Origin of the sequence: Streptomyces aureoversilis, from assembly GCF_042657885.1 — a bacterium.
GTDB lineage: Bacteria > Actinomycetota > Actinomycetes > Streptomycetales > Streptomycetaceae > Streptomyces > Streptomyces aureoversilis.
This window is the reverse complement of record NZ_JBHSKJ010000022.1, coordinates 20,322-45,817: the sequence shown is the minus strand read 5'-3', so window position 1 is coordinate 45,817 and position 25,496 is coordinate 20,322. Positions and strand designations below refer to the sequence as shown.

Genomic DNA, 25,496 nt, shown 5'->3' with positions numbered 1-25,496 from the left:
ACTTGCCCCCGCCCGCCGCAGCACACCACCGCCCCTATCCCCTGGCCACGCCCCGCGGCCCCCGCACCACCTCGACCCCTCCGCTCGCGCCGAGCCGGGCCCCGGACGCGCGGGAACTCGCGCCGGAGGAGTTCACCGCCGTGCCGGGAGCCCGGAGCACCGAAGACCTCGCCGCCGGGCTCACCCGTCAGCTCCTGCCGCTGCTCGCCGCCGGCGCCGCGCAGCCGGGCGACGTACTCGTCGACCCCAACGCCCTCGCCCACACATTGGGCGGGCCCCGCGCCACCGCTCAGGGGACCCTCATCCTGCGGAGCGTCGCCACCCGGTACGGGCTGGTCCGCAACCGGCCCCTGCGCCCCGGCGACCCGCCCTCCCAGCTCGGCCTGGGCCACACCATGACGTGGGAGATCAGCCCCGCCGCCGACGTCCTCGCAGACGCCCTCGCCGCCGAACTCGACGTTCCCGCGCGCGGCGTCACCGGGCCGCCCGGGCCGCGGAGTGTCCGACCCTGACGGCACGATGGGACTCCGACAGGACCGGACGACATACCCGGTCCCAGGTCTCACACCCGGCGAGGGGGCACACGGCGTGACCGAGGGTGCGGAGGGATTCCGCGCGGCCACCGGGGACGAGCACCCGTCCGGCCTCGACCAGAATGCCGAGGACCGGGCGGCCGCCGTGCGGCAGGCCATGGACGGGCTGTGGCAGATCCGCAGGGTGATGAACCCAGCGGCCGGCCGACCTGTGGCCGGGCCGGCGGAATGGGAACGCCGTCAGCCGCTGCGCGCTGTCGCCCTCGCCCTGGAGGCGGCCGGGATCCCCGCATCCGCCCTCGGCCCCGACGGCCGGCGAGCCGCCGCCGGCTACCGCGTGAGCCACGTCGACGGGGTCGTCCGCGTGGAATGGCTCGGCCCGCCCGGCAGCAAGGCCGTCTACGAGCAGCACGAGCAGCTCCAGCGCTGCGCCCGGGCCCTTGAGGACCTCGGCTGGCAGGTCCTGGAGTACCGCGGAGCACGCCGGCACCGCTGGCTGGAAGTCGAGCCGCCGCCGTAGGCGCACGGGCGAGAGGAGGCCGCGTGGGGTGACGGCACCCAGCGTCCATCACCAGAGTGGGGCCGGTGTCAGTGCCCGCCGCTATGGTCCTGGGGGCAGGATGTTCGAGGGAACGGGTGGGGCAGTGGAAGCAGTCATGACGCTGGGACTGACCTTGGGGTGGCTGGTGGCCATCGCCCTCGTGGTCATCGCCGCGGCCAAGGCACAGCATCCCGAGCCACGCCGGCCGTCGCTGATGCCCAAGCCGTTCCTCTGGATGTCCTGCGTGGCCGCTGCCTTCGGCAGCTTGCAGATCGGCCGCGCCCTGAATCTGCTCCCGACCCCCGACAACACGGCTCTGTCGGCCACCCAGGTGGTGCTGTGGAGTGCCGGGATCCTTGGGCTGCCGCCCGTTGTAGGGCGAGTGCGTTCCGCCAGGCGCTGGGACTACCACCTCGCCCCGCTCGTCGTCGACCTCCTCCCCCAGCTCACCGTCATACAGCGGCGCAGTGCGGACACCGCGACCGGGGCACTGCTGGAGACCTCGCGGTCGGCCGCGTTCGACGGGCAGGGGCTGCGTGCGCTGAAGGGTCTGTGCGAGGCCGCCGAGCGCATCGAGCACCACCAGTCCCCCGGTACGGACGAGTGGGTTGCCCTGTATGGGCGTCTGACCGACCTGCGCGGCAAGTACAAGGTCTGAGCTTGAGATTTAGGGCCGCGAGTACAAACGCGATGCGGGAGCGAGATCGGCTGGCCGCTCAGGTGTGCTGCTGATGTTGCTGCGTGTTTCCAGCAGAGCGCGCAGGTCGTCTTCGCTCGCTTCGCTGTGGTCGAGCAGATGGTGGGCCACGGACGTGATCTGCGGCCAGTACAGCTTGATCAGAGCGTCCGCTCGAGAGTAGACCTCAGCTACGTCCACATGGTCCCAGGAATCGCGCAGGGTATCTGGTCGGCCGGTCCCCCAGGTGAATTGGACCGGCCGCTCGGTCTTGACCGCCCTCAAGCTCGCCTGGTCGCCCAAGCCTCCGATCACATCATTGAGGAATGCGGTGGCAGGGGTGAGAAGACGTTGTTCATCGAGCCACCGGTGCGCCGCGCGCACACCTGCCATGTGGAATGTCACGAGATCTTCGAGCGGCGCGACGAACGGGCCAAGCGCCACATGCCCCGTCTCCACATACGTGCCGGGTGGGGCCGGTGCCAGATCTGAGCGGACGTGCAAAGTAGCCCGAGTGACGGGCAACCCGAGCACTATGCCGACGACAGCATGCCCTGCTTCGTGGTGCGCATCGCGTGCGTGCAGTTGCCCCGGGGAAAGGCCGCCAGCGGCGGTGTCGGGATCCAGGATCTCACTAGGAAACGGGTTCGAGTACTGCGTATGGACCTCAAGACCATTGACACTGCCCTCAAACCACATGCCTTCTATCTCCCATAACTCTACTGTCGCCGAGCGTAGTTGGTCGCGGACTTCCAGCGGACTGCGCCTTGTGGTTGCACTGCTCCCACTCGCCGACCGTCTCCCGCCCTGGCGCGGTGGGCCTCGGATTCGACGCCGAAGCACGATGAGCGCCTTCTTCAAACCGCAGCAGTGCAGCTGACGTCATGACACAGCACAGGCCGCGGGTCCGGAAAGGCTTACTTCGCTGTCAGGGTCTTTTCCAGGACCGGAGGCGGTCGGCGATCTGGTACGAGTCCAGGCGCAAGGTGGCAATGTCCCTGATCAGGTCGCGCCAGGGCTCGTAAGAGGTGTCGACGCGCTCGCCGGAGGCCTCCAGGTAGGCGATGGCGAGGCCGTATCCGTACGCCTCGTTGCGCGCCGGCAGGGGCCGCAGCAGGACGCACTCCTCCAGGAACACCGCGGCGCGCCAGTAGGCGTCGGGATGCTCCTGGTCAAGGCGTGGCGGGTCCACTCGGTGCCGGGCAGCCATGCCGACCAGTACGGACAGGTCATTGACGGTGAGGTCGGTGCGGAGGATGTCCTCCTGGCGGGCCAGGAGCCACCGGTAGTCGACGAGGAGATCCACAGGGTCAGGCCGCCTGCGGGGTCTGGTGCGCGACGGGCGGAAGGCCACCGAATTCGGCATCGAACTTGGCGAGCACGTCCCGGGTCAGCGCGCGCCGGAAAGCCTCGGTCGCGGTGTCCAGGGCGCGCTGCTGCTCCTCGCGCCTCGCGAGGTCTGCGAGGAAGTCCTTGAGCGGTGTTTCCCCGGCGAGCGCCTTGAGGCGGGCATGGGTGACCTTGTCGACCTTGACGCTGGTGTCCTTGCCGCTGCTGTCGTCCATGCACCGAGTATGCCCACTGGTATACCGGCTGCGCTACCACCTTGAGCCTTCTCGTGGCCGCGTCGCTAGACCGCCGTCTCCAGCAGGCGCCCCGCGGTCATTGGCCTTGCGGCTGGCGACCGGGGCGACGCCGTGGACCAGCCGGCCTGGAGGTCATGGCTGCTGATCGCGGCGTGCCGCCCGGATCGAGGCCTCCAAGGCGGCCATGAGGTCGACGGGCTGGGGAGGCCCGGCGGGCGGCTCGAGTTGTCCGCCGGCGGCTTTCGCCTCTACCACGCGCTCGAGCGCGGCGACGTACTCATCGTGCAGCTCGGGCGGCGCGTCCTGGGCCAGGGCCTCGACGAGGACCTCGGCCATCCCCAGTTCCCGGTCCGTCGGCGGCACCGCGGGAGCCCGGTGCTCCGGCGGCTCATTGCGTTCGTGCGGCCAGTACAGGGTATGGACCATGAGCCGGGAGCCGCCAGTACGCAGGACCGCGGGGCGTTCGCGCATGCGGATGGCGATCTTGCCGACGCCGACGCGGCCCGAGCGCGCCAGCGCCGTGGCGAGCAGGGCGCTCGCGCGGTCGGCGCCGGGCCCGTACGGCTCGGCGTAGTAGGAGCGGTGGAAGAGCGCCGGGTCGACGCTGCCGACGGGGACGAAGCCGACCAAAGCCAGGATCTTGCGGGCGGGCAGGGGAAGACGGGCGAGATCGTCGTCGTGGAGGACGACCGTGCCGGTCGGTGTCTCGACCCCGTGGGCGACCTGCTCGTAGGGGACCTCCTGGCCGTCGGCCTCGCATACGCGCCGGTGCTTGATCCGGCCGCCGTCCAGCCCATGGACTTCGTGCGTCCGTCCCGGGTGCTCGGTACGCGTGGCGGGGTAGAGCTGGACGGGGAGAACGATCATCCCCACGCTGATCGTCCCGCTCCACACCGGCCTCATGCGCCGACCTGGTCACCGGCGTCGGCACGTGCCGGTTCCCTACAGGCTGGCGCCGAGCTCGACCCAGGGGGGTGATCTTTCATGGCCTCCAGCATCGTGGCCGCCTTGGCCGCGCGCACGCCGGAGGCGTCCCTAGGCCCGTGTGCGGGCCGCCCGGCACGGAACGTCGCCACGCGGCGGCTGGTGTCAGATGTTCGGCGGGTGGCTTGAGCTGTCCGACGGCCGCTTGCATCGCGGCCAGCGCTCCGCGGCGGCACGGTGCTCGCAGTGCTGCTCGGATGGGGCGCGGTTCTCCGAGGGTCCAGCGCTCCGGCTTTGTCTCTGGCGCTCGAAACGATCATGAGTCAGGATCTGGTCGGGTCGCCGGTGCGCGTCCCGGACAACCATGGACGCCAGGAGTTACGTATGAACCAAGCCCTCGTGATCGGCCTGCTGATCCTGGCGGCCTTCGGCTCGTTCTGCGGGTTCCTCACGTGGCAGCTTGTCAGTCGGCTGCTTTCTCTATTCCGTGGCATATCGGTGCAGGGCCGATGCGTACGCCGCTACTCGACGGAGTCCAGCGACAACGGGACCAGCTGGCACCACGTCTACGGGTTCACGACCCAGGACGGGCAGTACGTCGAGTTCGAGGAAGATGCCATGTTCATGACGCAGGGGCAGGCCGTGACGATCCACTACCGAGCCTCGAACCCTGCCCGTTCGGCCACCGTCATGGGGCGAGGAGGGGCCTGGTCACCGCTGTTCGGGCAGCTCCTCGGCATCTTCGTCACAGGCATGTTCACCCTACTCGGCGCGGCCTTCGTCTGGATCGGGATCAGCAAGCCGGGCTTGTAGGCCGAGGACGCCGTGGGGGCGGCCCGCAGAGCCGGACAGCGTCACCACCACGATCTTCCCCATGGCCAACGACGGCATCCGTGCTGGGGCGGGTCGCCCCGGCAAAACCGCACAGTCGTGCTTTGTCCCCCGCCGTCGCCGTGGGAGTGCCGTCCCTGCTTGCCGCACGGGGTGCGGTCAAGCGCTGCGGCCGCCCGCGTAGTTCCATCCCGTGCCGGGGCGTCGACGTGATGGCCGGGCGGGTGTCGGGCAGCTGCCGGTTCGGCCGGGGGCTGTGCTTCGCCCGGACGGCGCGCCCAGCAGCCGGCGGTGTCGCGGTCAGACGCCGGACAGCATGCAGAACGGCGCCGCCAACAGCGCGAGGTACAGGCGGGCCAGGGCGAAGCGGAGCGCGGCGACACGCCGGGGCAGGAGTGCGGCGACCACGCCTGTGGCGCCGACGAGGCACAGCACGCGCCAGGACAGGTGGAGCGGGCGCCACCATCGCTCGGTCCCGTGAATCCCCCTGATCGTCCGTACTGTCGGAGCAGACTCGGGATCAGGAGCCGCCTCGAAGGGAGAAGTGCCGTGGCCGATCGCCCCCGCCAGCACACCAAGCAGCTGAAAAACGCGCTCAAGGCGCTGGATATCCACTGGACCCCCGACACCGTGCAGAGCGACGCCGTCGGCGCCGTGATGTGGGCGAACGTGCTGATGGGTGCGGCGGAAGCACACCTGATGGGGGCCGAGATGGACGCCATGCAGGCAGGCGTCGACGTCGAGCCTCTTCGCGAGGCCTTCGGGCCGGTCCGTGACGAGGTCGTGGCGACTGCCTCGCCGGTCGACCCGGAGCCCTTGCTGCTGGCGACGCGCACCAGCCAGTTGGTAAGCGACCTCGCCCGGGCCGCGGGGCCTGATGAGCAGGACCCGGACGACCAGGTCCTCGCGGCTGCGCGCGACGCCGCGGCGGTTGCCTCGGCCCTCGTCGGCTACCGGGCGGCCGTGCGCAAGGCTGGTCAGCCGGAGATGGACCCGAGGGAGTTCTTCACCCTGGCGGTAGCCATGGTGGGGCAGCTCACGCAACGGCTGGCCGGGCTAACCGGCCCCGACTCCCCCGAGTCCGGCTGACCACATCTGTCATCGCCGTATCGGCCCGTCACCGGTGGGACCGAGGCGGGGGCTGTCGTACGGTCAGAGTGCCGCACTGACAGGACTGCGGCTGGGCGGCCCCTTGTCCACTTCGCACGTCGCACGGGGCCGCCCTCAAGGCGGCAGCGGCGTGGATGCCGGGGAAGTCGAAGGGGGCGCGTGGGCGCTGGAGGGGCTCTGGCGGCGGGGCGCTGCGCCGGCGGGAGCGAGAGCCTGCGAGATGTTGCGGCGCCGCCGCGCCTCCGGGGGCTGACCTACGCCGTACGGGGCAGGTGAAGGGCCCCCTGGGCGGTGATGACGGCGGGCCCCGTGAGCTCCATGTCGCCGTCGGGCAGCACGGCTATGTGCAGGCGCCCGCCGAGCAGGTCGACGTGGTAGTCGGCTGCCCCGGTCTGGCCGGTGCGGCGCCGGTGGGCGGCGACGGCGGCGCAGGCGCCGGTACCGCAGGCGCGGGTCTCGCCGACGCCTCGTTCGTGGACGCGCAGAGCGAGGTGGCCTGGGCCGCGGACGGCGACGAACTCGGTGGTGAAACCGTGTGGGTAGGTGTCGGCCGGCTCGGCTGTGGGCGGGGTGCGCAGGTCTCCGGCGTCGGCGGGGTCGTTGACGAAGACGACGGCGTGGGGGTTGCCCATGTCGACGTGAGTGGCGGGCCGGCTCGCCCCGGCGGTGGTGATGGTGATGTGGTCGGGGCCGGGGAAGAGCGGGGTGCCCATGGCCACGCTGACCGGGCCCTGGAGGTCCTGGCACCTGCTGGGAACGCGGACGCGGCGGATGCCGGCGCGGGTGGCGATGGCGAGGGTGCCCGGCGCGCACAGGCCGGTGTCGACGAGGAAGCGGGCGAAGAGCCTGATGCCATTGCCGCACATCGCGCCGAGGCTGCCGTCCCGGTTGCGGTAGTCCATGAACCACTCGGCGGCGCCGGCCATGGCGGCGGCTTCGGGATCGTCGGCGCAGCGGACGGCGCGCAGGATGCCGTCGGCGCCAGCGCCGGTGTGGGAGTCGGTCAGGCGGCGGGTGGTCTCGGCGGTCAGGCGCAGGCGGCCGTCGGGGTCGGGCAGGACCAGGAAGGAGTTCTCGCAGCCGTGTCCCTTGGCGAAGGGCAGGGTGATGGGTGGGGAGGTCATGGGCGGGGGCCTTGTCGTCGTAGCGTGATGCGCAGCCAGGCGATTTGCCCGTCAGGTGTTCTGCTGACGCCGTATTCGGTGCCGAGTTCGAGGACGGCCACCAGGCGGGTCCAGCGGCGTAAGGCGGCGTCGGTGACATCGGCTTCGATGCGGACGGCGCCGAGCTCGGCGATGACGCGGGGCGTGGTGCCGGTCAGCTCGCTGAGCTGCTGGACTACGGTCGCGGCGGCCGCCTGGATGGCGGCGTTCTGGTGGCGGTCGTAGCCCACTGCACCCACATTCGAATAACGGTAATTACTGCGCGCTCTTATTGGTCCCCCATTTTTTTATTGGTGGACTAAATTGTCAATCCGTTTCACCAAAGGCTGCGGGCAAGGGAGATGCATGGCTGACCGGCAGGAGGCGGGCTACCTGCGCGTGGCCCAGGCCATCCGGGACCGCATCGCCGACGGCACCTGGCCACCCGGCCACAAACTCCCCAACCGCCCCGGCTTGGCTGACGAGTTCGGCGTCGGGGAGAACACGGTCCGCCAGGCCCTGGAGATCCTGCTCGGCGAGGGCCTGCTGGAGTCTTTCCGCGGCCGCGGCCGCGGCACTTTCGTCCGCGCCCCGCGCGAGCGCCACATCCTGCCGCGCACCGCGAACCCGGCTGCCACGCCCGGCCGCCTCGGGCTCGCCCCGGCCGGCTTCCCCACGAGCTTGGAGGCCGAGAGCACCGCCAGGGTCCCGGCCCCGGCGCCGGTCGCCGCTCGCCTGGGCATCGAGGTGGGCGAGCTGTGCGTGCGCACGGACTACGAGGTCCTCGCCGACCGGCGATGCGTGCTGACGGCCACCAGCTGGGAGCCCTACGCCATCACCGCCGGGACACCGGTCGTCCTGCCCGAGGGCGGACCGCTCGCCGGCCGCGGCGTGCAGGAGCGGATGGCCACCATCGGCATCACCGTCGCGCGCGTCACCGAGGTGCCGCGCCCCGTCCTGCTCGACCGCGAGAGCGCGCAGCTGCTCGGTGCGACCCCGGGGGCGCAGGCGGTGCTGATCGAGCGTACGCACTACGACACCGACGGCCGCCCCGTGGAGACCGCGGACATCGTGGTGCCGGCCGAGCGGTGGGACATCACGTACGACATCCCGCTGGCGCCGGTGCCCCGCACCTGACACCGGACCTGCCGGGGTGCCCGCGCCCGCCGGGCGGGGGCGGCTTTTGGTCATCAACAAGGTCGCGGCCCCTGAAGGGGGCCGTTATAGGGGAGGGGACGGGTTCCATGGCTGCACCGCGCCGCGATTCAGCGGGCCGGGCTGTCGACGCCTTAGCGTCACCCGCGCTCGCGAATGTCATCGGGCTTGCCGGGATCGTCACGCCGATCGTCGCGTGGCTCACCGCGCGCGGGACCACGAAGAACGTCCTTCTGGTCGTCGAGACGGTGATCGTGATGCTGCTGGTCGGCAGCCATATCTGGCTGCGCAAGCGCTTCATCCAGCTCCGGCGGGCCAATAACCTGCGGGACATGGATGACTCGCACTACTACGACCTGGTCCGCGCGAAGCTCGAGCGTGAGCTCGTCTCCGACTACAGTGCCGTCGCCGACGGCCACATGCAGGTCTACGCCAGCGAAGTCCCGCGCCTGTCGGTCATGCTGCTCCAGACGCTCCTGGAATCCGAGTCACAGCCCCAGCGGATACTCGCCAGCGATCTGACCACCGACCCCGCCCTGCTGACCCGCCGCCGCGACTACCTCGCCGCCAACCGCCAACTGCTGAACAACGGCGGCACCATCCAGCGCCTGTTCATCGCCCGCGAACGCGACCTCCTGCGCGCCGACTACGCCCGCCCCCTGCTCCAGCTCATCGACTCCCACCGCGAGATGGGCGTCACCTGCGGACTGGCCGTCCGCGACCGGCTGCGCGCCGACCAGGCGGTCGACGTCATCATCATCGCCTCGGCCGCCGCCCTCGTCGAAGACGAACAAGGCGACGCCGACTACACCAAGGGCCGCTCGACCGTGCACTTCAAGGGTGTCGACCGCTGGATCAGCCGGTTCGAGAGCGTCTGGGGCAATGGCAGCGACTCCGCGCCGGCCGCCCTGCGCGCGTACGAGAGCGCCGCCCGCCCCTTGCTCGATGCGGCCTGGGACGAGACCCGCATGCGGCAGACCGTCGACACCTTGTAGGACCTCACCCGCACTCATGACGAAGGCCCGGCTCGCGCCGGGCCTTCCGCACGTCCAGGGCCGGGCGGACGGATGTCCGGAACCCCTCCCATAAATAGTGGACCAATATGTACGCTGCGCGATGAACGGTGGGGAGACACCCGCCCCCTGCGCCACCAGGACCACCATGACCCTCTGCTTAGCCCTCCTGATCACCGGCACCGCACTGCGCCAGGTCGACCGCGCGTACTTCGCCCTGCGCCGTCCCCGCACCGCCCCGGCCGCCGAGCTCATAGCCCACCAGCGCCGCCGGGCCAACAACACCACGCCCCTGCTGCTCCTCGCCGGGCAGTGGGTACACATAGCCGGCTGGTGGCTCCTGGCCGCCCAGGGCCCCCTCGCCGCCACGATCGCCGCCGTCGCCGTCGCGATCCATTTCCGGCACTTGCAGGAGATCAGCCACGCGGCCGTCCACGGCATCCTCGCCCGCACCCCGCGCGCCAACCTGCTGCTCGCCGAAGTCTTCGCCCACTACCCCCTCGGCCTGGCCCCCGTCCCCGTCCGCCGCCTACGGCACGTGCGCGACCACCACCCCAACGCGGCCATCCCCGGCACCGACCCCAACCTCGCCGAGCTCCACACCGCGGGACTGCGCCCGGGCCTCACCCGCGCCGCCTTCGCCGCCGCCCTCGTCTACCCGCTCACCCCCCGCGGCATCCGCACGACCACCACCACGATCACCGCCGTCATGCGCCGCTTCCCCGGCCGCGCCGCCGCCGCCATCGCCCTGGCCGGCACCGCGTACCTCGTCGGCGGCACGGCTGGACTCCTGTGGGGGCTGCTCGTCCCCCGGCTGCTGCTGTACCCGCAGCTCGCCCACCTCAGCCTGATCGTCGAGCACACCTGGTTCGACCCCCAGGTGCGCACCGGCTCCCCGGCCTGGGTCGAAGCCGGCCGCTGCCTGCGCCTCTACCCGCGCAACCGCGCCCTCGCCGCGCTCACCGCCGCCACCTGGCTCCCCTACGGCGACCTCCGCCACTACGCGCACTCCGCCCATTCCGGCCTGCGCTGGAACTACCTCCCCGCCCTCGAGCGCCACCTCGCCCCGCCCCACTTCACCCCCGACGGTCTCCTCCTCGGCACCTCCTCCGTTGCCCGGCGCCACTTCGACGCCCTCACCCCGGCCCAGGCCAGCAACGCCCGCGAGGACGAGCCGGCCGTGACCGCGTAGAGCAGCCGAGACGCCGAGGGCCCGGATCCACAGGATCCGGGCCCTCGGCGTCTCGGCGAGTGGCGGCACTGGGTGCCACCGGGATGATCAGTTGGGGTTCTTGCCCACCATCTGCGACAGCAGCTCGATGATCTGCGCCTGGTTGCGGCCGATGTTCTCCGCGAGCGAATCGACCTTCTCTTCAAGGGCGCCGAACCGGCCCTCGAGCGTGTCAAAACGGCCGTTGACCTTGGTGAACCCGTCGCGGACCTCGCGGCGCAGCGCCGCTTGGCCCTCGATGACGGCCGCGAAGTTGCCGCCGGTCTGCACCTGCAGCGCCTCGACACGGTCCTCGACCGCTTCGACGCGCCGGGTGAGCGAGTCGATCTCGTTCTGCTCGATGCGGTCCTCGGCCACGCGGGGCTCCCCCAGGTCATGTGCGGTGGTCATCAGGTTCTCCACGATATCGCGCCCGGGCGGAACCGTACCCCCGTCCGGGTGTCCCAGGTCCGGGCCCGGCACAGCCGCGGCCGCCCTGCCAGTCCTGAGCACGACTGTCTCCCGGCGCGGTTTCCCTCCGTGCGACAGCTCGCCTGGCCGGACAGCAGTCTCCGCGGGAACGGAACACGCAGAAAAGGCTCGGCGCCCCGGCCGCGCCGTGTGACACTGCGCCGATGACCGAGATTGAGACCACGCGCTTAATCCTGCGCCGCTTCCGCATCCAGGACGCGGCTCCCATGGCGGCCTACCGCAACGACCCGGACATAGCCCGCTACCAGGCATGGCCTTCGCCCCTTACTCCTGAAGCCGCGACCGACCAGGCTCGCGTCTACAGCGAACAGGACCCCGAGCAGCCCGGCTGGTTCCAGTACGCCATCGAACTCAAGGTCGACCGGAGCCTGGCGGGCGACCTCGGTGTGAACCTCCACGACAACCGCATGCAGGCCGACCTCGGCTACACCCTCGCCCCGGCCTTGCACGGCCAGGGATACGCCATCGAGGCCGTCCGCGCCGTACTCGGCCACCTCTTCCGCCAGGGACTGCACCGGGTCTCCGCCGAATGCGACACCCGCAACACCCCCTCGGCCCGCCTGCTGGAACGCGCCGGCTTCACCCTCGAAGGCCGGCGCCCCGAGTTCACCATGAACATCAACACCGGCGAGTGGACCGACACTCTCCTCTACGGCCTGCTGGCCCGCCACTGGCGGAACCCGGTAGCCGGCCCGCATCCGGCAGCAAAGGCCACCGGGCTCGTCCCGCGCTCCTGACCTGTCTCACGGTGGCGGAGCTGGTGCGGCCGTTTGCGGTGCGAGCGGCCCCGGTGGCCGTCGGCACGAAAGGCGGCGGGCAACTCCGAAAGGGCGTAGCACTCGGGTTGCCCTACCGCAACTCGTTGTCCTCCAGGTACGCGCATCCCTCGGTCCGTCCTGCCAGCACTCCGAGGGCGGCCGTGATGAGCACCGAGGGCTCGGGCCGGCCGTCGGCCATCACTTGCTCCGGCGCCCACCACCGGATATCCAGGACCTCGTCCTCCTGCCGGCGGATCCCGCGGAACTGCTCGGCGGGGACGTTCATGGCGAACACGAAGTGCAGTGAGTCCCGCGTGCGCTGCAGCGGCCCGAACCACGTGCCCGGGCGTGCGTGCCGGATGACCAGGAGCCGTCCGGCCTCACCGTGAAGCCCGGTTTCCTCGTGGACCTCCCGTATGGCTGCCTGCTTGAGCGTCTCTCCTTCCTCCACCTTGCCTCCGGGCAGGGTCCACAGCCCGGAGCGGGCGTGGTGCACGAGGAGCACGTGCCCGTCCTGCCGCTGGATCAGCCCCCAGGCGCCCGCGCCGAACCGCATCCGGTCGTCCCCCATGCTCACCGAGCGCCTCCCTGGTTCCGCTCACCACACGGGCGTTGCCCTGGGCGGCCCACCCGTGACACGCCCGCCTTCTTCCGCGTCCCCGCTGCTTCGCTCACACCAGGGGGATCCAGCCGAGGAAGATGTGGCCGGCGGCGCCGTAGCGCAGGATGTCGGTGGGGCCGGCCGTGGAGGTCGGCTCGCAGGCGGTGGAGACGCCCAGCAGCAGGCCGCCCTGCTTCCGGCACGCCTTGATGGTCTGCAGGTCCGCCGAGGACGACCATCGCCCGTCCAGGCCCGCGTCGATGTGGATGGTTGTGCCCTTCAGGCTGGCGCGGGGCGGGGTCTGGTCGGCCACCCACTTGTCGACAATCAGCTCGCGGCCCATCGGGCGGAATCCGCGGGCCCGCCAGTGCCGTTCGGTGTTCACGCTCCATCCGTCGCCGCCGTCCTGGTCCAGGTGCACGCCTTCCAGGTGCGGGCAGACGATGAACATCGCGCGCGGGCCACGGGGGCCGTCATCGCCCATGGGCAGGGTGAAGAAGCGGCTGGTCCACGACATGTGAGCGCCCGCCGCCATCGAGCGGAGCTCGTACCAGCCCGAGGGCCGGCAGCTTTGGTGGTTGAGTGTCGCGCTCAAGAACGGGCCGCAGGCGTCGATGGTGAGTGCGGGCGCCTGGTCGCCGAGAGCCTTCCCGCAGGTCTGGCAGTCTCGCTTGTGCAGGTTGAACGCCGCCTCCTGGCGGGCCTTCTCCGGCAGGCGGGATGTGATCTCGTCCGCGATGTAGAGCTCGGTCACGGCCACTGGCTGCCTCCCCTGCCGCCAGGGCCCGCCCGTCGTGCCCTGCTGCCGCAGAGCATGGAGCAGTCCGCCCACCGGCACGCCGCCGATGCCCCCGACTGCCCGATTCGCCGCGCGCAATGGCCGAGAAGGCGTTGTTGCCGGGGCTGGCCCGGGTCCATTGGCCTTGGCTCGTCTTCCGCGCATCCGGCATTCGTGATCCCCTGACCTCCTGTGGATCAAGGGGGGTGGGGGCGGTGGACAAGGCACGCCTGTTCCAGAGCAGCACGGTCGGCAAGAAGGTCTTCGCGCACGAGATCGACGACGAACCGTGGTGGCGCAGCCAGAAAATCGCGCTGGTCTGCGCGTTCTGCATGACGCGGGTGGTGTCCCAGCGCACGACGGTGGGCCGGGCTCCCCGGGGCGCGCTGTTCCGGCTCGCCAAGGATCGGCAGCACGAGAACACGTGCCCCCTCAACCCCACCGAAGTCCTGCAGAAGATCGCACGCGGCTCCCAGGGCACGGCCGTCATCGAAGGCGACGAACTGCACCTGGTGCTGCCCGACGACCTCGGCCAGATCGGCGCCACCACCCCCGCCATCGACACCGGCTCCGCCGCCCCCGGTGACCGGATCGGCGTGAACATCTCCACGCTGGGGCCGCTGCTGCCTCCTTTGATCAACAGTGCGGTCGTCATCGCCCGGTTCCTGCAGAAGCACGACTACGACGCCGACGTGGTCGCCCAGTTCAAGGTGCGCCGCCCGGGTGAGACCAAGGCGGTGGGCTGGGGCGAGTTCTGCCACGGCCCTACGCCCGACGATCACGCCCGCCTGTACGCGCGCGTGACCCGCGGGCCGAAGCCCCGGCATCCGGTCGCCGTCTACGGCCGAGTGGTCGCTGTCGAAAACGACCGCCATGAACGGCCGGTCCTCCGGCTCGCCGACGGGCACGGCTTCACCGTACGCATTCGCTCCGACCACGCCAGCCTCCTGACCCCGCTCACCGCCGGAGCCTTCGTGCTGGCCGTCGGCACCTGGAGAACGTGGACACCCTCCAGGGGCAGGCCCGAGCTGCAGATGTTCGCCGAAGAGCACTGGCAGCTCGCCCACTGGACCTACGACGCCGCCACCGGACACAGCAGCCGGCCCGCCTGCCCGCCGCCGCTCTCCCTCGCCCAGCGCACTCTCCGGCAGGCCCGTGTGACGGCAGCCACACGCAAGCCCGCACCAGAACGAGGCGCCGCTTCCTCCCGTAGGTCACAGCCCAGCGGGCCGCTTGCACCCCTCATACCGCCACCGGCCACGGCACCTCCAGCGCCCGTGGAAGCGCCGACGACCCCAGCTCCCCTGGCCCCGCCGTCCCCGCCGGCGTCGGTGTCCCCGCCCGAGCCGGTCGTACAGAATGGGGTGCCTGCTGAGCCCGCGCTCCCGGAACGACCGCCGCTGCCGCCCTTGCCGCTGCGGCCCCCGGCGCCGCCGCGACCGGCTGCCGAGCCCCGCCGCGCGCGTCGGGGATGGTGGCCATTCGGCCGCCGACGCTGAACCGTGCCCCAGCTGGCGCCCCTTCGCCATGGGCGTCCCCGTCTACGTCAACGCCCCGTACGCAGTCATCTTCCCGAGGTGGCGAACCGTTCTGTCCGCGCTCCGAGACCCGAATGAGTCGGTGGGCTCGGCGCTGCCGTCCCCATGCTGAGGCTGGCGGTCGTGGCGAGGATGGGTGGGTGCGCGCCGCTAGGAGGGGTGGTGTCCATAGTCATCAGCTCACACCGTGTGGCCGGCCGTATCCGTCCCCGTACCCATGCCGCACCACCATCCGTACTCATGGAACAGGGACACCGCGTGCCGCGCCCCGGGACGGATGACCGCCCGCAGGGCCTCGCCGAACGGGCAGTCGCTCAGGTGAGGGCGAAGAAGAGGGTGTCCTGGGTGTACCAGTCGAGCTTCTCCGTGGCGTACACCCAGTTCTCGTGCTCGTCGTCCAGCTTCTCGATGAGTTCCTGGATGTCGTAGCGGGTGCTGGGGTCCAGCTGGTCCAGGACGGCGCGGTAGGCGTCGGCGGCGGGCTTGACCTTGTCCAGCGGCATGTGGCCGATGGCGGGGTAGCCGTCGACCGAGTGCGGGACGTACGGGAATCCGGCCGGCGGTAGAGCCGGGTAGAGGAAGTCGTAGGGCAGCAACTCGGCCGGTACGCCCAGGCTCTTCATGACCTCGTCGACGTGGCTGAAGAAGGTGGCGGGCCCGGAGAAGGTGCCCAGGTGGCCGGGGTCGGAGGCGTTGTGGTCGATGATGATCTGCAGGGCGGCGTGGTAGGCGTTGCCGGCGTACTCGGCGTTGGAGTCGGTGTGCCCGGCGATGAGGTGGTCGAGGGCCTCGGGGACAGGAAGGCCCCAGTCGATGTCTTGGCGGACGAGTTCGTCCTGGCGGGCCTGAGCGCTCGTGCGCATCTCGGCGAGGCGGTGCTGCTGGTCGTCGGAGAGGTTGCCGTTGCTGCCCAGGAAGGCCAGGACATCGGCCTTGTCGGCGGTGGAGTACCAGATGTTGTGGCTCATGATCGCCATCGTGCCAAGGGCCACTGACAACGGGCGGTGCCGGAACCGGCGTCCCGTCCGGCACGCTTCCGGTATCCAGGCCGTCCACGGTCCCGAGCCCGGCGCTGGCTGCACCGGACCGGTTGGCGGCGGTCGCCGGGCGGGGAGACGGTTGCCCGGCGGAACAACATCGCGAAGAGCGTCAGCGACGGACAACGCTGGTACCTGAGTACGGTACGAGCAGTGGGTGTTGTGGGGAGGGTGGGGTATGCGCAGGGTGCTGCTGGACGAGGCGGTGGCCGTGGGGGACTACCTCGAGGTGGCCTCGGAGCGCGTGACACCGGACCGTCGGCGCCGCGGGGAGGAGTACCTGCGTGTGGAGTGGGTCGAGCACATCGCGCGGCCGGCGTTCCTGGACCCGGCCTCGAAGCAGATCCGCACGCGCTTTGCTGCGCGCGATGTGGTCGTGGCGGTGCTGTGCGAGGGCATGCCGGGGGCGGTGCTGCTGCGCGGCGGGGATCACCATGTGGAGACGGCCGTGGAGCGGGCGCGGCAGACCTGGGATGCCGCGCACCCGAGCTGGCCGGTCCGGCGGGAGCCGCTGTTCGTCGGCGGCGAGGTCCCCCGCCACCGGCACGGGGACCGGGCCCGACTGGAGGCGGACGCCAGCGAGGACGCTGAGGACACCGAGGAGCCGACTCCCCACGACACCGCCCCGGTCAGGCGCCGGCGGGCGGTCGCGTTCACCAAGGCGGCAGGCCAGGTGATGGTCGGCGACTACGTCCAGATTCACGCCGAGCGCTCTCCGGCCGACGACATGGGGGTGGACGAGGGCTTCCACCGCGTCGAATGGGCCGGCCATCTGCCCCCGGAGCGCGCCGGCGGCCTACTGGCCGACCCCGGGTGGGCTCAAGGAGCCGTGACCCTGCTGTCCGTGCACGGGCTGCCCGGCCTGCTGGTACTGCCCGAGACCGACGTCCGCGTCCTGGTGCAGCCGAACCCCGAGCGCATTGCCGCCGATCAGCGCGAGCGCTGGCACGACGGGCCCGTCTACGAGCTCACCGGCATGACCGTGCCCGACGTGGAGACCCTACGCACAGGGGACGCCGCGCGACGGCCGGCGGCCCCCGACGACGAAGCTGACCTGTATCCCAGCATGTTCGCTGATCCGCACCACCGCGTCCTGCACCTGAGCGGGACCACCGGCGTGCGGCCCGTGGCGGCCACCGAACTCCCGTGGCCCCACAGCCTCTTCAAATGCCCTTATGCCGAGCGCGCGAAGGCGCTCGCCCGCACCTACCCGGACACCCCCGGCGTGGCCCAGGCCGCCCACGCCGAACTCTTCACCCAGCTGCGCCCGCAGGAGTTCGCGGCCTGCCCCTACCACCAGGCCGACGACTGGGAGGCGATCGCCCAGGCCGTCCTCGCCCATGCCGAGGCCGAGCAGGCCGGCGACGACGAGCGGGCCGAGGAGCTCTACGCCATGGAGCACTTGAGCGAACGCGACCGGAAGTGGGCGCGTCGGATGGTCGCCGATCACCTCTGGTGGGACGAGGGCCAGGCCAGGATCACCAATGGGCAGCACCGGGTGTGCGCGATGAGGGCGGCGGGCGTGACCAGCCTCCCCGTTTACGGCCGCTACCTCCCGGACCAGGCGCCCGCGGCGACGACCGACGCGAAGCGCCATGCCCGCCAGGCCGTCACCGCGTTCTGGACCGGCCACCTGACCGCCCTGTGGGGTCCGCGCTCCTGGCGCCGGCGACTGGGCCCGGCCCTCGCGCGCTACCGCTTCCTGTGGGGCCTCCTGCCGCAGGGCGACCGGCAGGCGACGTCGAGGAAGGGCAGTGCGCGGCACTGACCGGTCGGCACTTCACTGCCATGCGGGCCTCGGCCGCCCGGCGGGCCGAACGCCCCGTCCGTGGCAGTAGCGTTGCCAGCGCCTTCGTCCGGACCACCAGCCGGGGGGCTGGACGCGGACATCACGGAAGGGGGATGCGGTGGATACGGCGAGGATGAGCCGGGAAGAGGCCATTGCCCTGGTGCAGCGGATCATGAACGCGGACTTCGCCACGGAGGATGAGGTGAACGGCTGGCTGGAGACGCTCGATGGGGCGCTGGGCTGTCCCTCCGGGCATGTCAGCGACTTGATCTTCTGGCCCCCGGACGGGGAGCTCTCGGCCGGCGAAGTGGTCGGCCAGGCCCTCGTGTACCGGCCGATCGCACTGTGAGCGCGTGGGGCTATCAAGGTGCGCGGGCGCGCCCTGCCCCGATGGGCGTCCGGGATCTGCTGGCCGTGGATGAGTAGGCTGCCCAGCGATCCGTCTCGGCCGGACTCCGTACATCTTTGCCCCGGTTTGGAGAGTCGTCTTGGGGTTCTTCGACTTCGACGCTGACGAAGAGGACTGCTGCCCGAACTGCGGGTACATCTGCCTGCGCGTCATCCGGGGCGAGCAGGCCAACGTGCCGCAGGCTGTGGCCGCCTTCGAACTCGACGTGCTGGTGGAAATGCACGACGAGGTCGTGGACGATGGCGGCACCATCGTGCATGCCAAGCGCGAGCGCCAGCCCTTCCGCTTCGATGCCGCGGCCGAGCCCCACCCGGTCACCAACGGCGGCGCGGTGGACGGGGTGAGCTGCGCGGTCAGTGCCTGCTACTGCTGACCACCCGGCCGGGCCGACCAGCTCATGACGCCAGGTGGCGCGTGCCGCGTCGACGCCGTCGTGGACGAGGGGAGATGGGGCCTGCCGCCCCCCGGCCCGGCCGGATCAGCCGGCCGTGGCGGAGCAGGGGCGACGCCCCTGGTGCTACTGGTTCCCCGGTGCGCTGCGGGCATCACGCTCGGCCCGCTTCGCTCGCATCCACCTCAACCGGCTCGTCCCTTCGGGACGCTCGCGCTCCCACTGGGCCTCCTCGGCCGCCTCCGCGGCGCGGGTCTGGGCGTGCGGTGTCGCGATGCGGGCGTAGTCCAGGGCCTTCGCCACGGTCGCGAGGACGGCGCTGGCGAAACGGGGGTCATCCCGGTCGGCGGCCGCGGCGCTGAACGCCGTCGGGAAGATCAGCTCCGGGCGCGGGTTGGTGATGTCCCACTCGACGTGGCCGCGCGTACTGGCGTCCACGACGTCGGGGACCAGGAGCGTGGCGTGCGCGCGGATCTGACGCTGGAGCGAGGTGCTCTCCGGGTCGTCGGTGTCGAGGTGGGCTTCGTGGCCGACCGTGACGTGGACGTCGTAGGGGCCCCAGCTGTAGCGGGCGCTCTGGCCGTCCAGCCGTACGACGGCGAGGGACCGGGATGCGCCGATGCTGTGCGGGTGGGCTTGGCGCAGCCCGGGGAACTCGGCGGTCACAGCAGCAGCGGTCTGTTCGGCAGGGTCAGGAATGGGTGCGGTCACGGCAGGTAAGCCTTTCGGCGCCGGGGCATGGGTGATGTACCCCCTGAGCCGGGGCCAGGGGGCCGTCCCTGCGCCGAGCAGGGCCACCCCGTGGATCGAGGTGGGCGGGGATCGCGGCTGCGCGTGCCGTTCAGGCATGGCGATGCACGGCGGGTCATCCCCGCGCTCGCGGGGTCAAAGGCGCCGCGGGCCCAGACCCGTGGTCCCGAGGGCAGTTGGGAAACGGCTGCGGTCAGAGCGTAGCCGCCAGCCATGGACAGGGGAAGACGGCACGGTCCCGCTCAACGTGAACCGGGCGCAGCACGACGAACCGCGTCGAGCCGCCACGGCTCCAGCGACATGCGCCCGGCCTGCCCGCCTCCCTGTGGGCTACCGGGTCGAGGCGGTCGACGGCTGGCCGTGCTGCGCCTGCTTGATCCGTTCGACGGTCATCCGGGTGATGGCCATGAGCCGGTCGGAGGGAATGCTCGTCGCCGGGCTCCAGGTGTACTTGATGCTGGCGATCACCGCCCCCTGCCGGACATTGATCCCCTGGCCCTGCCATCCCTGACCGGGGGAGATCTCGAAGCCGTCGATCTGGTCGCCGGGAGGGTTCTTCCCGACTTCGTCCTCGGTGCCCTTGCCGGCGAACAGCGCGGCGGCCTGCTCGGGGGTGCGGAAGGAGATGAGCCGGATCGCCAGTTCCTGGTCCCGAGCGTTGGTGTAGGCGGCGATGCCGAGAGCGACTGCCTGCGCGCACCACTGCGCCGGCCATTCCTCGGACTGGCAGACGGCGGCATCGTCGGCGTCCCACGCCTTGCGGTTACGGGACTGGTCCAGCTCGGCCGGGACGCTGAACTGGTCCGGCAGCGCGGGCTCGAGCCGTTTGGTGTCCAGGATCATCTCTGCGAGCTGCGGGGCTGTGGTCCGCTTGGCGGGCCCTTCGGCCGGCAGCGTCCCGGAGCCGCCGTCCGAGCCGCAGCCGGTGGTCATGGTGGCGGCCGCGAGCACCATGGTCAGGGAGGCGACTACGGACCGGGCGCGCACCCTCTGCCTGTACGTGTACATGATCACCACGATACGGGTGCAGCGCCCGGCCCGGCTGCTCCCCTTCAGCCCCGGCGTCTCCCACCGCTGCAGGTGACTGCGCCGTGGCGATGACTGCGCCGGAGGGGTCGGGCCTGGCCCCTCCGGCGCGGGCCGGGCGCTCTTGCCGGGGCGGTAGCATCGCGGATGCGGCACTGGGCCGCCAGTACCCGGTCATCCTCACCGACTCCGGCACCGGCCTGCTCTACAGCGCCATGCGCGGAGTCCTGGACCTGGCTGACCAGTTGATCACCGTCGCCACCCCTCAGTCGACAGAGCCTCCAGCGCCAGCACCACCCTGGACTGGCTCAACGCCCACGGCTACACCGACCTGGTCAGCAGGGGCCTCACAGTGGTCTCGGCCGTAAGGGAGAAGGGCCGGATGGTCAAGGTGGAGGACATCGTCGCTCACTTTTCCGCCCGGTGCCGCGGAGTCGTCGTAGTCCCCTTCGACGAGCACCTGGCGGTCGGTGCCGAGGTGGACCTCGACATGATGCGGCCCAAGACCCGCGACGCTTACCTGAACCTGTGCACCCTCGTCTCCGAGGGCTTCGCCACCCGCAGGGCCACATCGCCCCCCGCCCCGGCCGTCAATGCCTTCCGGGCCGAACCAGCCGAGCAGCACCGCTATAGGAATCCAGCCGGGTATCCGCAGCACAGCCACTTCCCTTCGCACCCACGGTGACCGGCTCCAGACACAGGCCTGGGCGACCGGACAGCGCCGTAGAGGGAAGGTCCGCAGCCATCTTTGGCTTCAACAGCAGCTGGCGGCAGTCTTTGCAGAGGCGGTTGGCGACCAGGTGACAGGCCTGAAAATGCTCCTGCAGGCGGCCACCAGGACACGCCCTGAGTCGGCAAGCTTCCCGCAACACCAAGAGGTGGGACAGCACTCCCTTACGAGCACTCGTTGCCGCCGCAGCCGTGGGTTCCGAGGAGTGCATCCGCACGCGAGCAGCGACGCGCGCCCTCCGGCTCCTCAGCGAAGGTCAGCCCACCCGCGGGCGAGATCTGTTCACCTCGACAGGCAACACACTCCGAGCCCCCGAATCACCTGAGCCTATGGTGCCAAGCCCAAAGGTGTGTCGGCGGCGACAGGCACAGCAAATACCCCGCCTGCCCGTGTCCGGACCAAGGGAGGTGACATCAAGGAGACAGCCCTGTAAGGGCAACGCTTCATGGAGCGCTTCGACTCCTATACCGCCCGATCAGGCTCCGGGCTGCCTTCAAAGCCGCAACTGCTTCGCCCGTACTCGCCGGCTCCTGGCCTACCTCCTCCGCAGCTCGGTCGATCTCCTCCACAGCGAACCTCAGATGGACGATGATGCTGGCCTCAGAAGCAGGGCCCACAGGCTCCTCAAGCCGATCCGCCAAATCATCCAGCCACTCGTCAGCATCCTCGTCGGTGATCAGCGCAGCCCTATGATGGAGAAGCTGAGCGGACGCGTTGCGAACCCGTTCGCAGTTCAAGGCGACCCAGTTGCTCCGGCTGTCCTCGTCCTGAACCACGCCTCGCTCGTGGGCTCTCAGGACGCCCGGTGCCCGCAGAGCAGAGGGCCCTAGCTCGACCGCGACTCGTAGCCGCTGCATCCGCTGGACCGTCCCGTTCTTAGTGGTGATACCAAGAGGGTCGCCGAGTTGCCGCCAGGTTGCACCAGCTTCATTACCGTCCCGGAGCGCTGCCAGTTCCTCCCGGTCAAGCAGCAGACGCAGTTGCTGAATGAGGACCAGGCGATCAATGGCCTCGGCACGTCGAGCAAGGCGGGGTAGGGCGCTCTTGTGCTTACTTCCAAAGAGAACAACGGACAGCTCGGCCCCCGGTGCCTCGATATCAGGAAACTCCTCCCGACGAGGATTTTCAGCAGTACTGTGGCGCTGCTCGAAGCGTGCCATGGTCCGAGTGGTGTCCAGCAACACCGGGCGGAGAGGCTTCGGCTGCTCCTTCTGCTCCATGCAAGCTCCCTAGAAAAGGGCAACACTCTGTTGCCGGGGTCTTCGGCAGGCTCGCCCATCTCCTCCAACCCACCCCTCTGTCATGGTCCAAACGCGCAGGTCAGAGGCACAATCATTGGGCAAGCACGTGTCCGGTCTCGCTGGGGTGAGATGGCCCCACGCGACCCAAGGCATCTTTTCAAAAGTGTCTCAGACCAAGCGAGCCGCCAGTCGGCCGGTAGTCCGTGGCGAGTGATTTGAGGCGGTGGCCCACATAGAGCCTGGGACAGCAAGCCCCTGACTGTCTCACTCAAGCCGAGCGGTTCAGACCTCACGAAGCGCCCCGACCGGGTTAGACCTTGGCGCTGGCCCAAAGTGCCCGCAGCAGCCCTGCCAACACAATGCCGGTCGCAGCACCCCGTTGTCCCCACCTGGCCCTTTGCTCCGAGGAGGGGACAACAGAGTGCTGCCGTCGCCGATCCGCTGCTGGTGACCAAGCGCCGAGGCGGTTGGTGGCACCTGCTGCCAGCTCCCCTGCCTGGCGATCTCGGCGGGCGAGTCGATGAGCTGCTCAAAGTGTTAGGGACGGCAGCGTCACCACAGCCGCGAGGCCCTCGCCCTTCAGGGCTTCCCGCACGGCCGCCAGGCCGCGGCGACCAGGGTTGCAATCTGTCCGCTTGAGGACGCTAAGGGTTCTACTTGTCTGCACCCAGGAAGCCGCTGCCGCCGATGTCCAGAGTTGCCATGGGTCACCAAGGTAGACCGGTTCCAGTGGATACCGGCGCAGCTACGGCCTATTCGACGGATTGTGTGACCTCGTGGACGATCCCGCCCTGCCGCCGGCCAGAGCTCAACAGCGAAGGCAGCAGCCCCGCCTTCGCTGTCAACCTGCCGACTGGCCCCGAACCGCCGCGACGGATCACTCGCGTCTGGGAGCAACCGGCCACTTCCCCGGACCTTGATCACTCACCTCCCCGGTACTGCCACGGCAGCGGGTGCTCCATTAGCTGCCACCCCGCTGAACTCGTGCACCACCAATCACCGCTGACTCGCCCGATCGGGCAATTCCCGGAGGACATGACCACGCCAAATACGAGGCCATCGTCGCGCCCGATCAGGGTTCGACCTGCCTTCAAAGCCGCGACCTGCTTTGCCCGTACTCACCGGCTCCTGCCCTACCCCCTCCACAGCGGACCACAGATGGACGATGATGCCGGCCTCAGAAGCAGGCCACGCCCTGCACCGCAGTGGGGGAGGCCCCTTCGCCAGAGGTGCCTCTTGATTGCGCTTCGGGGCATACCCAGACATCGCCAGGCCATCCATCTATCCCAAATTTTCACTGATGACTGTCTTGAGTGCCATTCAGGCTTATAGCCGATATATGTAGATGCTTCATGACTCTGAACCGTCGATCTGGAGCCTGTTAGTTGACTCAGTCTCAGGTAATGAGATGGCAAAATGCCCCTTGACCTGCAGTTTCACATATTCTCAAGCTAGGACACAAGAGAGGACACATTACGGGACACGGGGACACACCTGCCGCGCAGAATCGGTCGACTGCCCAGCGCAAGCCTCGTTGGAAGCACCCCACCCTCCAGGCTCTTCGGTGGTGAGTTAACGTCAGCCTTCACTGAGAAGCTTCGGCGCGACCACCAACGGAGGCAAGCCAGGGGAGCTGCAAACTGGCAGATCCATGGGGCGAAGAAGCCGTGCCTTCATCAAGGAACCCACCGCCCTCTGCTAGCGTGGCTCCGCCGCTCAACAACAAGGGCGGTAACGGGATGCCCGTCGCGCTGAGGTGGCGCCGCCCTGACTGACCGTCTGTGAGTGCTTTGCGATGGACCGCGATCCAACACCCCGCGAACATTTGCGAAGCTCATACCGACTTCGAAGCTCACCGCAATTTGAGCGTCAGGACAGCGTCGCAAACCAGATGCGGGTACACCCAGCCAATCCGTCCGCAAGGGCCGCCAAGTAGCAACTCGCCAAAAGAGAAGCAGGTAGTAAACCGACATGGCCGACCACCTCACTCAGGGACCGATCGAGGGGCAGACATCCCCCGTTTCCCCCGACGCCTCATTGGCGCCAGCAACATTCCTCCCGAAGCAGATGCCCTCTCCGGAACTCTCGTTCCCTGGAGGCATCAACCCTGCGGTACGGGCTCTCGTTGAAGATCTGCCTGAGCCTCTCCGCACTGCAGTGATCGCTGCTCTGAACACTCCAGGCGGCGTGAGGATCACGATGGGCAACGCTAAGGGCGGCGTCATGAAGACGACGCTGTCCGTCTACATCGCGCTCATCCTCTCGCTCACCGGTGAGCCGGTTCTCCTCGTCGATGCCGACGACACCAACAAGACCTGCTTGAAGTGGCAGGCGGCAGCAGGAGAAGATTGGCCGGCATCCATCACCGTTGTCGGATACAGCGGTCCCGCGATGGCCAAGCAGGTGACTGACCTCATGGCCCGAGGCTTCAAGCACCTCATCATCGACGTGGGCCCCACAGACAAGGGCGTCCTCAAGACCGCATGGATGCTGACGAAGCGTGGCATCGTGCCCACCCAGCAGCACGTCGGCGACATCGTTCAGCTGACGACGACGTTCAACCTCCTCAAGGAGATGGGTGAGCCCATCGATCTCAGCGTCATGCTGGCGAAGTCGTTCCCCAAGCGCAGCAGCTACGGGAATGCGCGCGAGTACATCCTCGGTCTGATCAACGGGCAATCCTCTGATCACCCGAATGGCCTACCGACGGTGGGTCTACTCGACGCTACAGTTCCGCTCCTGGAAGGCATCGCCGAGACCTGGGGGTCAATCCCAGACGAATTCGGGCACTTCAGCACAGTCCTCGCCGAGACTCTCGGCGTACCGTCCTCCGTGATTGCCGAGCGCGAAGCTGCTTGGCAGAAGATGACGGAGGAGCAGCTGTAATGCCCCAAGGACAAAGCGCCAGCTCCGGCCGCAAGGGAAAGCGGCCCAAAGCCAGCGCCGCATTTGGAAAACTCAACCAGCTCTCGGCATCAGGCGCGCTCTCCGCCATCAACAACGGCGACGCACCTGGAGTGCCGTCCGCAGCAGAACCCGAGCCGGCACCTGCCCAAGCAACCGAAGCACCGCCCGCTACCGCACCGGAACCGGCAGCCCAGGAAGCAGCTGAAGCATCAGTACCGGCGACCCCGCCGTACGCAACCGAATCTGTGCCCGATCCGGCACCCGAGCCTCAAGATCGGATCGAGCCGCAGCCCCTATCTAGCACGTCCGGGGCAATCTCGGCTCCCTT

28 protein-coding genes and 1 pseudogene are annotated in these 25,496 nt (G+C 69.7%); 15 read left to right on the top strand and 14 right to left on the bottom strand.

Features of this window, described 5'->3' with window-relative positions; genetic code table 11:
- Positions 1 to 2: 2 nt before the first annotated feature.
- The 3 genes from ACFPP6_RS30100 to ACFPP6_RS30090 all read left to right on the top strand — a co-directional run bounded on the left by ACFPP6_RS30100 (position 3) and on the right by ACFPP6_RS30090 (position 1,732).
- Positions 3 to 512: a hypothetical protein gene (locus tag ACFPP6_RS30100; protein WP_382049077.1), complete on the top strand. Its 510-nt coding sequence runs from the start codon at positions 3 to 5 to the stop codon at positions 510 to 512.
- A gap of 76 nt (positions 513 to 588) precedes the next feature.
- Positions 589 to 1,053, top strand: a complete 465-nt coding sequence (locus tag ACFPP6_RS30095; protein WP_382049074.1) for a hypothetical protein — start codon at positions 589 to 591, stop codon at positions 1,051 to 1,053.
- A 136-nt stretch (positions 1,054 to 1,189) separates the two neighbouring features.
- Positions 1,190 to 1,732: a hypothetical protein gene (locus tag ACFPP6_RS30090; RefSeq protein WP_382049071.1), complete on the top strand. Its 543-nt coding sequence runs from the start codon at positions 1,190 to 1,192 to the stop codon at positions 1,730 to 1,732.
- A gap of 9 nt (positions 1,733 to 1,741) precedes the next feature.
- On the opposite strand, the gene ACFPP6_RS30085 is transcribed toward ACFPP6_RS30090, so the two are convergent.
- The 4 genes from ACFPP6_RS30085 to ku all read right to left on the bottom strand — a co-directional run bounded on the left by ACFPP6_RS30085 (position 1,742) and on the right by ku (position 4,239).
- The gene (locus ACFPP6_RS30085) at positions 1,742 to 2,449 is read right to left on the bottom strand and encodes a hypothetical protein (protein ID WP_382049068.1); all 708 of its coding nucleotides are present in this window, start codon (positions 2,447 to 2,449) and stop codon (positions 1,742 to 1,744) included.
- Positions 2,450 to 2,678: 229 nt separating this feature from the next.
- Positions 2,679 to 3,056 carry a toxin Doc gene (locus ACFPP6_RS30080; protein WP_382049065.1) on the bottom strand — a complete coding sequence of 126 codons (378 nt, stop codon included), beginning with the start codon at positions 3,054 to 3,056 and terminating at the stop codon, positions 2,679 to 2,681.
- A 4-nt stretch (positions 3,057 to 3,060) separates the two neighbouring features.
- On the bottom strand, positions 3,061 to 3,315 hold the full coding sequence (locus ACFPP6_RS30075) for an antitoxin MazE7 (RefSeq protein WP_382049062.1): 255 nt from the start codon (positions 3,313 to 3,315) through the stop codon (positions 3,061 to 3,063).
- Between the two features lie 153 nt (positions 3,316 to 3,468).
- On the bottom strand, positions 3,469 to 4,239 hold the full coding sequence (gene ku / locus ACFPP6_RS30070) for a non-homologous end joining protein Ku (RefSeq protein WP_465269386.1): 771 nt from the start codon (positions 4,237 to 4,239) through the stop codon (positions 3,469 to 3,471).
- A gap of 405 nt (positions 4,240 to 4,644) precedes the next feature.
- On the opposite strand from ku, the gene ACFPP6_RS30065 reads away from it, so the two are divergent.
- Entirely contained in the window at positions 4,645 to 5,073 is a 429-nt protein-coding gene (locus ACFPP6_RS30065; protein WP_382049057.1) for a DUF3592 domain-containing protein, read from the top strand.
- 318 nt (positions 5,074 to 5,391) lie between these two features.
- Here ACFPP6_RS30065 and ACFPP6_RS30060 read toward each other — a convergent pair whose 3' ends face one another.
- Positions 5,392 to 5,526 carry a hypothetical protein gene (locus tag ACFPP6_RS30060; protein ID WP_382049054.1) on the bottom strand — a complete coding sequence of 45 codons (135 nt, stop codon included), beginning with the start codon at positions 5,524 to 5,526 and terminating at the stop codon, positions 5,392 to 5,394.
- A gap of 114 nt (positions 5,527 to 5,640) precedes the next feature.
- Here ACFPP6_RS30060 and ACFPP6_RS30055 point away from each other — a divergent pair, with 114 nt between their 5' ends.
- Entirely contained in the window at positions 5,641 to 6,180 is a 540-nt protein-coding gene (locus ACFPP6_RS30055; protein ID WP_382049051.1) for a hypothetical protein, read from the top strand.
- A 275-nt stretch (positions 6,181 to 6,455) separates the two neighbouring features.
- Here the strand turns inward: ACFPP6_RS30055 and dapF are convergent, their stop codons facing one another.
- Together dapF and ACFPP6_RS30045 are read right to left on the bottom strand one after the other, a co-directional pair.
- Positions 6,456 to 7,325, bottom strand: coding sequence for a diaminopimelate epimerase (gene dapF / locus ACFPP6_RS30050; RefSeq protein ID WP_382049048.1), 870 nt, complete (start codon positions 7,323 to 7,325; stop codon positions 6,456 to 6,458).
- Complete coding sequence (locus tag ACFPP6_RS30045) at positions 7,322 to 7,603, bottom strand: hypothetical protein (protein WP_382049045.1); 282 nt, start codon at positions 7,601 to 7,603, stop codon at positions 7,322 to 7,324. Before ACFPP6_RS30045 ends, dapF begins: the two co-directional genes overlap by 4 nt.
- A gap of 106 nt (positions 7,604 to 7,709) precedes the next feature.
- Between ACFPP6_RS30045 and ACFPP6_RS30040 the strand changes: the two genes are divergently transcribed.
- From ACFPP6_RS30040 to ACFPP6_RS30030, 3 genes are all read left to right on the top strand, one after another.
- The gene (locus ACFPP6_RS30040; protein WP_382049042.1) at positions 7,710 to 8,480 is read left to right on the top strand and encodes a GntR family transcriptional regulator; all 771 of its coding nucleotides are present in this window, start codon (positions 7,710 to 7,712) and stop codon (positions 8,478 to 8,480) included.
- A 107-nt stretch (positions 8,481 to 8,587) separates the two neighbouring features.
- The gene (locus ACFPP6_RS30035; protein ID WP_382049040.1) at positions 8,588 to 9,493 is read left to right on the top strand and encodes a hypothetical protein; all 906 of its coding nucleotides are present in this window, start codon (positions 8,588 to 8,590) and stop codon (positions 9,491 to 9,493) included.
- Between the two features lie 166 nt (positions 9,494 to 9,659).
- Positions 9,660 to 10,703 carry a dihydrouridine synthase gene (locus ACFPP6_RS30030; RefSeq protein ID WP_382049038.1) on the top strand — a complete coding sequence of 348 codons (1,044 nt, stop codon included), beginning with the start codon at positions 9,660 to 9,662 and terminating at the stop codon, positions 10,701 to 10,703.
- An 87-nt stretch (positions 10,704 to 10,790) separates the two neighbouring features.
- Here the strand turns inward: ACFPP6_RS30030 and ACFPP6_RS30025 are convergent, their stop codons facing one another.
- Entirely contained in the window at positions 10,791 to 11,132 is a 342-nt protein-coding gene (locus ACFPP6_RS30025) for a hypothetical protein (RefSeq protein ID WP_382049035.1), read from the bottom strand.
- 224 nt (positions 11,133 to 11,356) lie between these two features.
- Here ACFPP6_RS30025 and ACFPP6_RS30020 point away from each other — a divergent pair, with 224 nt between their 5' ends.
- Positions 11,357 to 11,950, top strand: coding sequence for a GNAT family N-acetyltransferase (locus ACFPP6_RS30020; protein WP_382049033.1), 594 nt, complete (start codon positions 11,357 to 11,359; stop codon positions 11,948 to 11,950).
- A 112-nt stretch (positions 11,951 to 12,062) separates the two neighbouring features.
- Here the strand turns inward: ACFPP6_RS30020 and ACFPP6_RS30015 are convergent, their stop codons facing one another.
- A complete protein-coding gene (locus tag ACFPP6_RS30015) occupies positions 12,063 to 12,542 on the bottom strand; it encodes an NUDIX hydrolase (RefSeq protein WP_382049357.1) in 480 nt (159 codons plus the stop codon).
- A gap of 100 nt (positions 12,543 to 12,642) precedes the next feature.
- Positions 12,643 to 13,332, bottom strand: coding sequence for a hypothetical protein (locus tag ACFPP6_RS30010; protein WP_382049030.1), 690 nt, complete (start codon positions 13,330 to 13,332; stop codon positions 12,643 to 12,645).
- 233 nt (positions 13,333 to 13,565) lie between these two features.
- Between ACFPP6_RS30010 and ACFPP6_RS30005 the strand changes: the two genes are divergently transcribed.
- The gene (locus ACFPP6_RS30005) at positions 13,566 to 14,849 is read left to right on the top strand and encodes a hypothetical protein (protein ID WP_382049027.1); all 1,284 of its coding nucleotides are present in this window, start codon (positions 13,566 to 13,568) and stop codon (positions 14,847 to 14,849) included.
- Positions 14,850 to 15,202: 353 nt separating this feature from the next.
- On the opposite strand, the gene ACFPP6_RS30000 is transcribed toward ACFPP6_RS30005, so the two are convergent.
- Positions 15,203 to 15,856: a DUF7691 family protein gene (locus ACFPP6_RS30000; RefSeq protein ID WP_382049024.1), complete on the bottom strand. Its 654-nt coding sequence runs from the start codon at positions 15,854 to 15,856 to the stop codon at positions 15,203 to 15,205.
- A 247-nt stretch (positions 15,857 to 16,103) separates the two neighbouring features.
- Here ACFPP6_RS30000 and ACFPP6_RS29995 point away from each other — a divergent pair, with 247 nt between their 5' ends.
- The 3 genes from ACFPP6_RS29995 to ACFPP6_RS29985 all read left to right on the top strand — a co-directional run bounded on the left by ACFPP6_RS29995 (position 16,104) and on the right by ACFPP6_RS29985 (position 18,496).
- The gene (locus ACFPP6_RS29995; protein WP_382049021.1) at positions 16,104 to 17,693 is read left to right on the top strand and encodes a hypothetical protein; all 1,590 of its coding nucleotides are present in this window, start codon (positions 16,104 to 16,106) and stop codon (positions 17,691 to 17,693) included.
- Positions 17,694 to 17,847: 154 nt separating this feature from the next.
- On the top strand, positions 17,848 to 18,063 hold the full coding sequence (locus ACFPP6_RS29990) for an e9imm peptide (RefSeq protein ID WP_382049019.1): 216 nt from the start codon (positions 17,848 to 17,850) through the stop codon (positions 18,061 to 18,063).
- Between the two features lie 139 nt (positions 18,064 to 18,202).
- Positions 18,203 to 18,496 (top strand): hypothetical protein, encoded by a 294-nt coding sequence (locus ACFPP6_RS29985; RefSeq protein ID WP_382049016.1) that lies wholly within the window; start codon positions 18,203 to 18,205, stop codon positions 18,494 to 18,496.
- A 144-nt stretch (positions 18,497 to 18,640) separates the two neighbouring features.
- Here ACFPP6_RS29985 and ACFPP6_RS29980 read toward each other — a convergent pair whose 3' ends face one another.
- Positions 18,641 to 19,225: a hypothetical protein gene (locus ACFPP6_RS29980; protein ID WP_382049015.1), complete on the bottom strand. Its 585-nt coding sequence runs from the start codon at positions 19,223 to 19,225 to the stop codon at positions 18,641 to 18,643.
- 369 nt (positions 19,226 to 19,594) lie between these two features.
- Positions 19,595 to 20,272: a hypothetical protein gene (locus ACFPP6_RS29975; protein ID WP_382049012.1), complete on the bottom strand. Its 678-nt coding sequence runs from the start codon at positions 20,270 to 20,272 to the stop codon at positions 19,595 to 19,597.
- A gap of 173 nt (positions 20,273 to 20,445) precedes the next feature.
- On the opposite strand from ACFPP6_RS29975, the pseudogene ACFPP6_RS29970 reads away from it, so the two are divergent.
- Positions 20,446 to 20,975, top strand: a pseudogene (locus ACFPP6_RS29970) (MinD/ParA family ATP-binding protein); the annotation flags it as partial.
- 488 nt (positions 20,976 to 21,463) lie between these two features.
- Here ACFPP6_RS29970 and ACFPP6_RS29965 read toward each other — a convergent pair.
- Positions 21,464 to 22,240, bottom strand: a complete 777-nt coding sequence (locus ACFPP6_RS29965) for a hypothetical protein (protein WP_382049010.1) — start codon at positions 22,238 to 22,240, stop codon at positions 21,464 to 21,466.
- Between the two features lie 1,992 nt (positions 22,241 to 24,232).
- On the opposite strand from ACFPP6_RS29965, the gene ACFPP6_RS29960 reads away from it, so the two are divergent.
- Complete coding sequence (locus ACFPP6_RS29960) at positions 24,233 to 25,147, top strand: AAA family ATPase (RefSeq protein ID WP_382049007.1); 915 nt, start codon at positions 24,233 to 24,235, stop codon at positions 25,145 to 25,147.
- Positions 25,148 to 25,496: the final 349 nt, after the last annotated feature.